The organism is Cognataquiflexum aquatile, assembly GCF_003316845.1.
Classification (GTDB): domain Bacteria; phylum Bacteroidota; class Bacteroidia; order Cytophagales; family Cyclobacteriaceae; genus Cognataquiflexum; species Cognataquiflexum aquatile.
Genome location: NZ_QMIK01000003.1, coordinates 89,544 through 101,797, shown reverse-complemented (window position 1 = coordinate 101,797; position 12,254 = coordinate 89,544). Strand labels below are relative to the sequence as shown.

Below are 12,254 nucleotides of genomic sequence, written 5' to 3'. Positions count from 1 at the left end.
GACAAGCATTTTTATTATTTCATTTTTGAGAAGCCACATTTCAAAATGAAATTTTCATATTCTTCCCCAAAAGTTTTCTTCCCATGGTGCTCATCCTGATTTTGGATATACGCCCTCACTTTTAGAATATGGTTTTCAGAAACAGATACCCCAAAATACTCATCCTGCCATTCAAACCGAGTCGGAATCAAATTTTCTTTATTGATCCAAAAGGCCGATTCTCCCTTAATCAACTGCATCAATTTACTGGTTGTTTGTTCTTTGCCCAAAGAAATCAAACAATGGCAATGCTCCTTTTGGACCGCGAGTTGATCTACGTGTATTCCTTTGTTTATACAATTTTCAAGAATATGGGATTTAACTTTTTCTCTTAAGGTTTTTCCATTTAGCAGCGGTGAAAAGTTTTTAGTAGTCCAAACGAAATGAATGTAAATTTTGATAAATGGCATAAGCAAACAATTTAGGTTTACTTGAAATTAAGGCAAATGAAAAATATATAGGAGATTATCCGATTAAATATTCGACTAATTTAAAACCCAACCGTATTGAGATCTGATGTTTGGGAAGTTGGGAAGGAGTGGTCAGTTTTCAGTGGTTTAGCCGAAATTACAGAATGTACTTATTGGAAGAAATGCCGAATGGGGATGCAGAGGGTTTGGGAGTGTTTTTTGACTGTTTTAAAGGGGACGTTTCTTTTTACTTTTCGAGCCCTAATAGTTAATTCAATTGGGGTCTTATTCAGTTCGAAAATCTTAAACACAAAAAAAGGGACAGCTTTCGCTGTCCCGTGTATTCTTGCAAAATAGATTAATTCTTGTGGTTAAAAAGATAGAATACGCCCAATTGGAAGCCTCTGTTTTTGGCATTGGAGTCACCTGAAGAACGGACGTTGCTTAGGCCGTGGTTGTAACGGGCATCTACGCCAAATCCTGTGGCAGGATTGATATAGCTTGCGCCGATTCCCAATCCTACATCGAGGCTTTCATATTCATCCTTGACATTCACCGTTGTGTCGCCTGCTTTTCTTTTGGCACCCACCAAAAATCCGAGTTGTGGGCCTGCCTGTATCCTGAATCCGTTGTCAAACATGTATTGCAGCAATACCGGGACATTGATATAGTCCAGATTGAGGTTGGTACTGGAGCTTTCGATTTTTGCACCCTGTCCGGAATAATAGATTTCGGGTTGCAGGGCAAACTGGTCAGTAAGGTGGACGTGGCCGAGAAGACCGAGGTTGAGGCCCAACTTGGAGCTGTATTGACTTCCGTCTGAGAGACTGTAGATATTCAGTCCACCTTTGACACCGATATTGACGTGTTGGGCCGTTGCAGTTCCTGTCAGGATGAAGGCCATCATGAATCCAATAAGATAAAATTTCATAAGTTTTTGTTTTGTTTGGGGTAATCATAGAGTCAGGAGTTCCCTAACCTGATACAAAGGTGACCCAAAACAAACCCGCTATCCTTACACAATAAAAATAAGACTTGTATAAATGCTTGGTGGAGATTTTCCCTAATCTGATAGCGTAAACCTGATAGGGATTCTAAAATAATCTTCTACAGTCTTGCCATTGAATGTGGCCGGTGTAAAATAATAAGGATAGGCTTTCATGACCCTCAAGGCCTCTTCCACCAAATCAGGTGAAATGGGTTCCGAATTTAAAGAATATACTTCAATTATTTTTCCAATTTCATTTACAATAAACATGATATAAACGGTGCCCTCCTCCCCTGATTTTCTTGCTGATGTTGGATAGACCAATTCTTTACTGAGGTATTCATACCATCCTTTTATACCGCCTCTAGCAACCGCTATATTGTCCAACGTTGCCGGCACTATATTTCCGTTTTCATCAAATGAAGTGCTTTCAATTACTTCAAATGATTTTGTTTTTTGGTCAGTACGGATTTGACCTGTATCATAAAAATACTTTGTTTCGGAAATCTGAGTTTGAGAATTTAAATCAGTTTTTGATTCCAAAATTCCATTGGCATTAAATTCTAAAGTGGTTCTGTACAATTCATTACAATTTTCATCCTCTACTAAAGTGACCTCACTTACTACTACACTGTCCATGGTGTATGTTTTATATTTGGTTTTATTTCCACTCTTTTTTTGAGTTTTAAAATAAACAGGAACTGAATCTCTTTTTTCATCAAAGTCTAGAAATCGGGCATTTAGAAATATTGCCTCTTGACCAAATACAAATAGAGGAAGCAAAAATATCCCACCAATAAAAACGACAACTTTCATAACAGGGCTTTTAATCAGCCCTAAAATATACATTTATCCAAAATCTAACTAAAGCCGCAGAAATAAATTTTTTGGAAATTGGATGCTACGATCTCAGAAGTATCTTTCTATCATTTTCAGAGAATCGGGTAGGCTGAGCTTTTTGATAAGATCGGAATTGAGGCGGAGGGAAGATTTGACAGTACTTGGAAAAGAAGGGTTGGAGGGTCTTCTCAGTGCTTTGAATGCCTGAATCAATCCACCCCCCGAACTTGTCAAGATGGTCACTCCCCCGTTTGGTCTTGCCCTTTCCAAAAATACATTGTAGCTCGTCATGTCATAGGCATAAGCCAACTTGTAGATGGCCTTCATGTAGGTGAGGTTGGAGGTTAGGTTTTGCTCCATGAGTGGCGGGATGTAGGGATTGTCCAATACTTCCTTCTTGAATTCCCCTTCACTTGGATATGGCCGCACTTCGATTTGATCCAATTGGATGACGAGGGGTTTGAGAAAAATGGTTTTGGGCAAGGCATCCGGCGTATCGTAAAATACGAGTGTTTCGTACCCGACATGGGAGATAGTCACCTTGGCCAATTCTTCCACTCCTATTTCAAAGTAGCCGTTGCGATCAGAAATTGTCTGGGCCCTTGGGCTTCTGACATGGACGGAGGTGAGCGGTTTTCCAGATTCGGCATCCAATATCTGGGCTTTCCACAGGGTTTTTTCTTCCGGATCCAGGAGGATGAAGAGCATAATTAAAAGTAGGGTTACCTGCATGTCCTTTTGGTTTTGGGACAATTTGCGGGTTTTGGAGGAGGCAATCCTGATTTTAACAGGCCTTAACTCGGTGCATTAACAAAAAATAGGAAATGGGTAGTCCCACAGCAAAGTATTTAACATTTGATTAGAATGTGATTTGGAAAGCCACTGAATTTAAACGTTTAAGATCTGCTTTTGATTTGGGGAAGGAATGGGGATGGGGTATTTTTAGAAGTAGATACCTCACAGCAAAAGATCTTTTTTATGGCTGAAAAATATAAAAACAAATACAGAACTGAATCTTTCCGGGCAAAGTGGTGGGATTACACCTGGAATGCAGCCTATTTTGTCACCATCTGCACTTTGAACAGGCAGCATTATTTTGGAAAAGTGAGCAATGGGAAAATGATACTTTCCGGTGCAGGCGTGCTTGCAGATGTATTTTGGCATGAAATCAAAAATCACCATAAGTATGTGGAATTGGATGCCTTTGTGGTGATGCCCAATCATATCCATGGAATATTGATCATCAATAAGCCGAATGAAAAAAGGGAGGAAGAGAAAAATGATTTTGGAAAGGAGGATCAGAGAAAGGAGGAAAATGGGAATAATTATTCCAGATATCAGGAGGAAAATGAAGATTCTTTATATCGGGAGGAAGATGGGGATTCTATATATCGGGAGGAAGATGGGGATTCCAGAAATAAGGATAAGGAAGGGGATTCCAGAAATCTAGATAAGGAAGGGGATTCCAGAAATCTAGATAAGGAGGGAGATTCCTGTACAGTCGTTGCATGCAACGACTCCACAGAATTCTCCCAGCACATGGCTGCTATTTCACCAAAGAAAGATTCTCTCCCATCCATATTAAGATCTTATAAATCTGCTGTAACCAAACATGCCAACAGATTGGGATTTGAATTTGGATGGCAATCGAAATACCATGACCATATCATCAGAGATGAAGCAGCCTACCAGAGGATTGCCCAATACATTGAAAACAATCCTTCAAAATGGAAAGAAGATGGATTTTTTTAATTTTCTGAAGCATTGATATAAAAAAACCTTAGATTAATTCTTCTAATGACCATCCAAAAAACCATAAGCCTCAAGCCCTTTCCAAGGGGATTTCACCTCATCACTTCTATCATAGAAATGCATTTTCCCGAAATGCGGCAGATCAGGGCGGGGATTCTCCATGTATTTATCCAACATACCTCGGCCGGTTTGACGGTCAATGAAAATGCGGATCCGACCGTGAGAAAAGACTTCGAGACCTTTATCAGCGACCTGATTCCCGAACGCTACCCGAAGTTTATCCACAATTATGAAGGGGACGACGATATGCCTGCCCATATCAAAAGCAGCTTTTTTGGCAACAGCCTTCAAATTCCCATCACAGATGGAAGGCTCAATCTGGGAACGTGGCAGGGGATTTACCTGTGTGAATTCAGAAATCAAGGGGGTTCAAGGTCTCTGGTTCTGACGGCAATGGGAGAATAATGATTGGCTTAAAAGATTGGGAATCCTCCGATTTACCGACTTTAAAGCTTTTTTTGCCATTGGTATAAATCACCAAATCCTACTTAGTTAATTGGTCTAATTTCAGGCGATTTGCCCGAAAAATGAAGAGATTACTTTACTTTCTATTTGTCATACCTGTTGGATTTAGCTTTGGCCAATCTCTGAAAAAAGACTTGCCGGGCATCATCGCAGACAAGATCAAAATGGAAATCAAGCTGGACGGTGTCTTGGACGAGCCGATCTGGCAACAAGAAGGTTGGGCAGAGGATTTTCAGCAGTTTTTTCCCTCGGATACTTCCCTCGCAAAAGCACAGACAAGGGTAAAAGTCGCTTTTGACGACAAATTCCTATACATAGCCGCCGTCATGTCCAACCTCGGTCCGAGGCGGCCTGATGAATATGTCAGCACTTCGCTGAGAAGGGATTACCGTGGTGAACAGAACGATGGGGTAAGTTTTGTCTTTGACACTTTTAATGACTACAGCAGTGGGTTCCAATTTGGCATCAACCCATTTGGGGTACAGCGGGAATCTCTTATCGCCAATGGTGGAATGCAATCCACAGATCTCAATTTGGCTTGGGACAACAAATGGTATTCAGAGGCAAAAATCTACGAGGACCATTGGATCATCGAGGCGGCTATTCCATTTTCTACCTTAAGGTACAATGATGGGGCAAGCAATTGGAACGTCAATTTTTACAGAATCGACAGCAAATCAAATGAAAGGAGTACTTGGTCACCGATACCGAGAAACTTCAACGTAATCAATCTGGCATTTAACCGAAAACTGATTTTCTCTGAGCCGCTCAAAAAAGAAAGTACCAACCTCTCCTTAATTCCTTATGCTGCTATGGCTGCAGATAGAAATTTTTTGAAAGGCACTTCAAATCCTTTGACACCCACCTTTGGTGGAGATGCCAAAATAGGCGTCGGCCCTGCAATGAATATGGACCTGACTGTCAATCCGGATTTTTCACAGGTAGAAGTAGATGAGCAGGTGACCAATCTGGACCGCTTTGAAATCTTTTTCCCGGAGCGAAGGCAGTTTTTCCTTGAAAATGCTGACTTGTTTGCGGATTTTGGATCGACCAACCTAAGACCGTTTTTTTCAAGAAGGATCGGTGTAGACAGGGATGAAAACACAGGCCAAAATGTGCAAAACCAAATTCTGTTTGGAGGCAGGCTCAGCGGGAAACTCGACGATAACTGGCGAATCGGAGCCATGAACATGCAGACTGCCAATGATGAATCCCGAGGAATCGAAGGCAAAAACTTCACTGTTGCAGCCATACAGAGGAAAGTATTTACCAGGTCAAATATCGGAGTCATCTTTGTCAACAGGGAGACTTTGAATGGGGAATTAAACATTCCCCTATTCAATGACAGTCTATCAAACAGGTTGCTCGGCATTGATTACAACCTTGCCTCCAAGGACAACAAGTGGACAGGAAAGTTTTTTTACCACAAATCATTTGAACAAGAGGACCTGGACAATACTGCTACTGCCCATGCTGCATTGAATTATGCCACTCAGTCGATTTCTGCTTCGGTGGCTTTCTCCCAAGTGGGAGAAAATTACAATCCGGCAGTGGGATTCACACCAAGAAATGATTACAAAAGGGGCTTTGCTTCATTTGAATATGAATTTTTTCCAAGATCCAATTTGATCAACAGGCATGGTCCCGGAGTGGAAACAGAAACCTTATGGAATGAAGAGCTGGGGATCACAGATGGTTTGCATGCTCTTTTCTACAGGATCCGTTTTCAGTCCCTTTCGACTTTGACAGTTACAGCAGGCAACCGCTATACTTACCTTTTTTCGGACTTTGATCCCACCAGGACAGGCGGTGAACCTTTGCTTGCAGGGACAGATTATAATAATACTTTGATAGGATTTAGGTATATCAGCAATCCCAGAAAAAAAGTTTATGTGTCCCTGAGAGGTGATTTTGGAGAATATTTCACCGGCAATATCAGAACAGTCCAAGGCACGATGAGTTGGAGAATGGGCTATATCGCCAATATTTCGATGAATTTCAGTTACAATAACATCAGGCTTCCCGAGCCCCAAAATGATGCTGACCTTTTCCTTATTGGACCTAGGATTGACCTGACTTTTACCAAAACGCTCTTTTGGACTACTTTCCTTCAGTACAACAATCAGATTGACAATATCAATATCAATACACGTATTCAGTGGCGGTATGCGCCTGTTTCGGATCTTTTTATCGTGTACACGGACAATTACTTTCCTTCCACTTTTGTATCCAAGCAGCGGGCCTTGGTCATGAAGCTGAATTATTGGTTTAACATTTAGGAAGGGGGATATTGGGTTATTTGGTTAATTGGTTATTTGGTTAATTGGTTATTTGGGTGTAGAAGATAGATATTCATGGATACTGGATATTGGTGGATATTGTAGTCGGAGATAGGGGATGCTCTGGGGAAATGGGGATTGGATAGTAAGGGTTAATTGGTTATTTGGTTAATGGTTATTTGGGTGTCGAAGGGTTGATTTTTGATTTAGGTCCCTGTAGGTGGTGAGGTGTTGGATATTGATGGATATTTTACTCGTAGATATTTGATATTGATTGATACTGGATATTGATGGACATTATTCTGGTAGATTAGGGATGTTATGGGATATTTGAGGGGAAATCAAATTATCAAAAATCCTGAACTAGCCCTTAAAATTCCACAACAGCCATGCAAATAGATACAATATCCATAAGTATCGAAAATCAATGAATATCGACAACAGAAAGGCTTGGACAAAAAGATAAAGAGGCAATAATCGTTAAAATAGTATCAAATTTACTCCAATTGATTCTTGGAAAATTCGATGAAGAAAAAAATCACCGGACCGAAGAGTAAGAGGGGGAAAACAAAAACAAACCAACCCGAAATTCCTGAACCTGCATTGGAACCGGTATGGAAGGAGAAGTATTCGATGACAATAAACATCACAAGAATGTTGAGTTTGAGCCATCTCCAAAGTCTTTTATTGATCTGACTCAAAGCAGGGCCCTTTTCTTTATTGATTTCCACCGCAAAATCACCGTATTGCACGCTTCTGTTGTACAGCGTCAATCCCACATATAAAATGGTCGCAACAAAAGGTACTGAATAGGTCATCCTGCTTGCCCAATATTCATTCGGATTTCGGAAAAAATCATACCCCTCAGGCACAATTTCCAAACTTTGGTGCTGAAAATAATAAGTCAGCACCCACAAGGTAATCAGCACCAAAAGGCTAAGAATTTCTACTAGGATATCCAATCTTGAAACATTGGTATTCCCAAAAGTTTTTAAAGTTATTTTCATTTTTTTAAACACGAAAACAGGCGACTTTCTATTTATTCTCTAATACAAAATTAATTGCCCGAAGTTACAATTCCCATAAGACATGAAATTTGAGGTTATGGAAATTTTTTTCAGGTTGACCTGTGTTTTTCAGGGAAAACAAAATCAGTAAGGTCCAAATGGATCAATTCAGGGTTACTTTATTTTTGCTCCCTTTAAATGTAATCCTGTTTTTACCCAATTGGTTTTCAATCTCCACTTTATTTCCATTTATAGCTGCATTGGCTTGTCTGCCTTCAGGCCAGGAATATACGATTTGCCAATCTCCGTTGGATTGGTTGATGACTGCATCCACGACCCCTTCCTCATTTATTTTGTATTCCAAAGAAAGGATATTGTCTCCGATTTCGACATTCTCAATTTTGGCTTCTTTCCAGGAACTTGGAAACGAGGGAGATATGTGGATAACTTTATTGCCTGCGTCCGGTTGAATCCCAAAGAACTGCGTGACTATCGGAACCCCAAAACTATACAGATTCCAAGCCTGCGCCATCATTCCATAATCAGGTGATACTTCATAGATAGAACCCGGAAGTGCAAATCCAAAAGAACGGGTCATGCGCTTCAGGTAATCCAAGGCTTCATCAGGACGCCCATAGTTATTTTCGCCGATGGCAGACACACCTGTAGGCAAAGTCATGACAGCCCCGGTGTAGGAAAAGGCTTTGCTTCCCACAAAAGTCCCATCGGCCATATCTGCGGATTCATCCCTGTCAATTCCGGTCACAAATACGCCAAAGGGATTGGTGAATCTTTTTCCTTTATCCAATGCCGCAATGGCTTTTTCAGGATCTGCTATTCCCATCTCCATGGGGGTATTGACCACCCAATTGTGAAAAATCACAAAACCTTGTTTTTTGTTGGGTGGATAGGTGGATAACTTCTTTTTGGTGGCTTTCAATTCCTCCACAGCCCAAGGTTTGTTGAGCGTATCTGCCCTGATGATGGCGGCATCCACGAGATGGATGGCTTCTTTTGGCGTGCCGATAAAATCCGCATACCCATTGAATTCCACCACCCAAAATTCCTTATTGATTTTCTCTTTGATCAGGTCTGAGGTATGTTGATAACTTACTGAAACGGAATCTTCCCCCATCAGGGAGGCCATTTGGGCAGCATCTGCAAATGCCTTTTGGGTATAAGAAGCCACGTCGATCATCTCCGATTGGAGGCCATGGATTTCCATCATGCCATAGCCATCAGGAAAGAGATTTCCATCTTTGTCATTTTCTTCCATCAGCCACTGAAGTCCCATTTTTACTGTCGGGTAATACTTGGCCAAAAAGTCTCTGTCTCCTGTCCATTGGTATACCCACCAAATCAAAGAGGCAAACTGCGGTGTTTCATTGATATTGCCGGGATTGAAAATCACGCCGTTGGAGCTTACTTCATGGACAATTTTACCATTTCCATTGGCTTCTGAGAGTTTGTGGATAAGTTCGATGGTGCTATAAACCAAATCCTTTCTTCCGGTAGCAATCGCACCTTTCAGGGTATATTCATTGTCCACCCCAAACCACCAAGGATAGTCCGGCATTCCTGCCCCAAGACCTCTTCCAACCTCGGGCACTTCTCTCACCAGCCATTCAGTATTGTATTTGATCCATTCGAATGCCTTTTCAAGTTCTTTGTCAGGTATGGTGATTTTGGCTTTGGAAGCGATTTGGGCATAATGTATCTTTTTATCCTTGAGGTAGGTATCCGCATTCAGGTTGAGTTTGTCAAAAGATTCCTCGGCATCTGCCTTGGAGGTATAGGAGCCTGAAATGAAGAAACGGATACTTTGTGAGGATTCAGGTTTCAATTTGATTTCATACCCCAACTTGGCAGCTTTTCCTTTTCCTTGCGGCGTATAATTGCAGGTGGCGGAAGCACCTTCCGAGGTTTTTGCTTTTTGGTTGGCTCCAAACAACACATACCATTCATTCCCATCGTCTTTGCCAAGCCAAGCTTGCCTGCTCTCATCAAAAGAGAGCTTGTCCTCAAAATCTTCCATACCCGCCATATTTCCCAACCAAACCGGCATCAGGTCAGTATGTCCCGAAAACTCAAAATCAAAGGATTTTTCGGACTTATCCACATTCTTAAAAGTAAACTCTATGACCATTCCCTGAACTCCATCAGGTACAAATTGGAACCTATCCACTTCCAATCCGGGAATGTGTGTTTGGAAAAGGTGTTTATTGGCAAAAGGATAATTAACAAATTGATGGGCCGCATCAAGGCAATAGGAATTGTATGTTTCAACGATAGCTGCGGTAAAACCGTCCATAAGTTTGATGGGATGGTTCCATATCCCTCCCATTTCACCTTTGACATGCCATCCCAAATCCGGAAAGGTGCCATCCTGATGCCCTACCATATACACCCGGTCTCCTGCGGTCACATAGGGTGAGGATAAGTATTCTGCATTTCCGATCAATCCTTCAGTATCCGCCAAATGGGAAGTCAAGGGGTTTTGGGTAGCGGGATTTTTACATGAAAAAAAGAGCGGGAGTCCAAATCCCAAAAAAAACATAGCAGGTCGAAGATTCATATAGGTTTGAATTGATGGCGATTGAATAAAGTTAAGCCTTTTCATTCAACCCTCAATACAATGTTGTCCTCCTCGCCTGAAAAAATCCTTTCGACGTCCCTTGTAATGATACAGGTTAATTCAAGTAAAGTGCCTATGTGGATAACTAGGAAAACCAGAATAATTGAGCCCCTAAGCCTCTCAAGGGAAATTGATTGGCATTTATCCTACCTAGGCCGCAGCCCCTCAATTTACTGAGGCAATAAAGGCGTCAGCAAAACAGGAATTATCGATGACTGGATTGTCGAACCATCCTGAAACCTTGCTCTGATTTTCAAAGAATGCATTTCGGCAATCTCCGGGCCTTCAGTAAATGTGAAATAAAATGTCCCGAAGTTGGATTCATTTACAAAGTTATCCACAAACTCTTCTTTGGTATACGACTGTGTCAAATCTGTAAATGCGGTCAGTTCAAAGAGATCTGAACCAGCGGGATAATTGTCATTAAAATCCTCGTTGCTTATCAGTTCGAAGCTTGTAACTGGATTGGTATTTTTGTAAACCACCGGGCAGTCAGGACTTGGGTTAAAAAGAACCTGAACAGGTTTCACCATTTTGATATTGACGATCAGCCTGTCAATGGGTAGCGCGTCATCATTGTACCAAATACTGTTTCCCGATCCTTGGCTAGTCCTTGGCACCATGGATAATTCTTTCAGTTCGTAGAGTGTGTCTTTACAGGTCGTTTTGCAGGAGGAGGCCAAAAGCAGCAACAATCCAACACCCAAAGTGTTGATTAGTGATTTTTTAAACATAACCGTAATATTTTGCGAGATAGTAAATTGAAATTACAGGATGAAGTTGGGGTGATTTTATAACTTAATCCGGTACCAATCAAATAAAATATTTCCAGAAAAACTAGTTTAATGATGCAATTTCTCTCCAGGTAATGAGTTTGATGTTGTTGTCTTTGATCAATTGCCGGCCTTTTTCACTGGTGAAGAAATCGTAATCTGCCTGTCTCCATGGAGCGTTCCAATAAGGGTGACGAACGGTGACCGCCTTCATTTCTTCATCATCATAGGCGACGTGGATGAGAAGTGCAGTGATGCCAGATTCCAGGTTGTTGAACAAATCCGTATAAAATCCATCCATTCCTTTTTCATCATAGATTGTTGGGGAAGCAATAGCCACCTGATCAATGACGAGCAAGTTATCCACATCGATGTCTTTGAACAATTCTGGGTTTGTTTTGATGATGGATTCCACCATTTCAGGAACAACCATCGCAGGGAAACCATATTCTTTAGCCAATTTGAGGTAAGAGTGAAGAAACTCAGGCCTGCCATAGAAGATGCAGCCCATGTGGGAATCAAGGTGGGTAGGTTTGATTCCGAGTCTTAGGGCAGCTTCGATTTGAGCACGGATTTCTTTTTCCACCTCCGCGGGACTTGCATTTTTGGCTACTGAGGCGCAGTCGGGGTACATGTAGCCATCCGGTCCTTGCAATCCTGGCACATTGTCTGCAATAGGCCCCCATTTGTAATTGAACCACTCATTGGTCAGCGTAATATGCACTCCGATATCAAGATTTGGGTGGTCTTTGATCAGTTCTCCCACTTCAGAAGACCAAGCGCAGGGCATCATGATACTGGTGGAATTCACAAAACCGTCGGTAATGGAAGAAATGGTAGCGATGTTTTCAGAATGGGACAAACCTATATCGTCAGCATGGATGATGAGTAATTTATCGGTTTTGGTGTAGCCAAGTTTTTCGGCCAAAGTTCTTTCTTGCGCAAAAGACAGGGTTGCAATAAATAAAAAGAATACTGTGGATAACTTTTTCATTTGACTTTGGGG

At 41.4% G+C, this 12,254-nt stretch carries 11 protein-coding genes; 3 read left to right on the top strand and 8 right to left on the bottom strand.

Annotated features, from left to right (window positions below):
• Positions 1-14: 14 nt before the first annotated feature.
• The 4 genes from tnpA to DQW11_RS09345 all read right to left on the bottom strand — a co-directional run bounded on the left by tnpA (position 15) and on the right by DQW11_RS09345 (position 3,009).
• Positions 15-449: an IS200/IS605 family transposase gene (gene tnpA, locus DQW11_RS09365; RefSeq protein ID WP_113923815.1), complete on the bottom strand. Its 435-nt coding sequence runs from the start codon at positions 447-449 to the stop codon at positions 15-17.
• Between the two features lie 358 nt (positions 450-807).
• A complete protein-coding gene (locus DQW11_RS09355) occupies positions 808-1,380 on the bottom strand; it encodes a porin family protein (protein WP_113923813.1) in 573 nt (190 codons plus the stop codon).
• Positions 1,381-1,512: 132 nt separating this feature from the next.
• Entirely contained in the window at positions 1,513-2,076 is a 564-nt protein-coding gene (locus DQW11_RS09350; RefSeq protein ID WP_157966082.1) for an energy transducer TonB, read from the bottom strand.
• Between the two features lie 270 nt (positions 2,077-2,346).
• A complete protein-coding gene (locus DQW11_RS09345; protein ID WP_157966081.1) occupies positions 2,347-3,009 on the bottom strand; it encodes a peptidase associated/transthyretin-like domain-containing protein in 663 nt (220 codons plus the stop codon).
• Between the two features lie 246 nt (positions 3,010-3,255).
• Between DQW11_RS09345 and DQW11_RS09340 the strand changes: the two genes are divergently transcribed.
• The 3 genes from DQW11_RS09340 to DQW11_RS09330 all read left to right on the top strand — a co-directional run bounded on the left by DQW11_RS09340 (position 3,256) and on the right by DQW11_RS09330 (position 6,833).
• Positions 3,256-4,029, top strand: a complete 774-nt coding sequence (locus DQW11_RS09340; protein ID WP_157966080.1) for a transposase — start codon at positions 3,256-3,258, stop codon at positions 4,027-4,029.
• Positions 4,030-4,074: 45 nt separating this feature from the next.
• Positions 4,075-4,494 (top strand): secondary thiamine-phosphate synthase enzyme YjbQ, encoded by a 420-nt coding sequence (locus DQW11_RS09335; protein ID WP_113923809.1) that lies wholly within the window; start codon positions 4,075-4,077, stop codon positions 4,492-4,494.
• Positions 4,495-4,616: 122 nt separating this feature from the next.
• Positions 4,617-6,833 carry a DUF5916 domain-containing protein gene (locus DQW11_RS09330; RefSeq protein WP_113923808.1) on the top strand — a complete coding sequence of 739 codons (2,217 nt, stop codon included), beginning with the start codon at positions 4,617-4,619 and terminating at the stop codon, positions 6,831-6,833.
• Between the two features lie 497 nt (positions 6,834-7,330).
• On the opposite strand, the gene DQW11_RS09325 is transcribed toward DQW11_RS09330, so the two are convergent.
• The 4 genes from DQW11_RS09325 to DQW11_RS09310 form a co-directional block, all read right to left on the bottom strand.
• A complete protein-coding gene (locus DQW11_RS09325; RefSeq protein ID WP_113923807.1) occupies positions 7,331-7,840 on the bottom strand; it encodes a hypothetical protein in 510 nt (169 codons plus the stop codon).
• A 163-nt stretch (positions 7,841-8,003) separates the two neighbouring features.
• Positions 8,004-10,415 carry a glucosidase family protein gene (locus DQW11_RS09320; RefSeq protein ID WP_113924208.1) on the bottom strand — a complete coding sequence of 804 codons (2,412 nt, stop codon included), beginning with the start codon at positions 10,413-10,415 and terminating at the stop codon, positions 8,004-8,006.
• 230 nt (positions 10,416-10,645) lie between these two features.
• Complete coding sequence (locus tag DQW11_RS09315; protein ID WP_113923806.1) at positions 10,646-11,209, bottom strand: DUF5034 domain-containing protein; 564 nt, start codon at positions 11,207-11,209, stop codon at positions 10,646-10,648.
• A gap of 103 nt (positions 11,210-11,312) precedes the next feature.
• Complete coding sequence (locus tag DQW11_RS09310; protein ID WP_113924207.1) at positions 11,313-12,242, bottom strand: polysaccharide deacetylase family protein; 930 nt, start codon at positions 12,240-12,242, stop codon at positions 11,313-11,315.
• Positions 12,243-12,254: the final 12 nt, after the last annotated feature.